Origin of the sequence: Tsukamurella asaccharolytica (assembly GCF_007858435.1) — a bacterium.
GTDB lineage: Bacteria > Actinomycetota > Actinomycetes > Mycobacteriales > Mycobacteriaceae > Tsukamurella > Tsukamurella asaccharolytica.
The window spans coordinates 1-525 of sequence record NZ_VIGW01000072.1; the positions used below are offsets into that span (position 1 = coordinate 1).

The 525-nt window shown below is 38.9% G+C and carries 1 protein-coding gene; it reads right to left on the reverse strand.

Going from position 1 to position 525, the window contains the following annotated elements:
• On the reverse strand, positions 1-257 hold a 257-nt coding region (locus FK529_RS20985), incomplete at its 3' end, for a winged helix DNA-binding protein (RefSeq protein WP_205124415.1).
• Positions 258-525 lie beyond the last annotated feature (268 nt).

A 525-nucleotide genomic window follows, 5' to 3' on the forward strand; every position in this document is an offset into this window, starting at 1 on the left:
TTTTCTAATAATAATGAGATCTGTCGCTGAACTGCTTGCCGGGATGTGGAACGAAGCTGTGCAATTTGTGGAACCGTTAATGGTTCCGGTTCACAATGGATAATAGATAAAATTGTCCAGCAAGAGTGAGTAATATCACTCTCTGCCTCCGTTAATAGATCTTCACTAATCCGATGCAGCTTTGACAAAAGGGTAAATATCTCTTGGAACATCGAAACAAAGAGCTGTTTCTGTTCAAAATGGTGATTTGTAGTCATGATCTCTCTTTTAGAAAGAATTAAAACGGTAGGCTAAATAGTAAGTCTTGACAACAATGTTGTCAATATTTTTCCAACTTAAAAATAAAGAGGAGCGAAAGAGTTTTCATACTCTCTCCACTCCTCTTCTGAGTTATTTTAAGTTTTTCAGAGATCGCTATTGAGTCAACTCTTGACGAACAATCTCTGCACCGGCACTCAATGCTCGTAATTTACCGTTAGCCACAGTGCGAGATAACGGGGTCATGCCACAGTTTGTACTAGGATA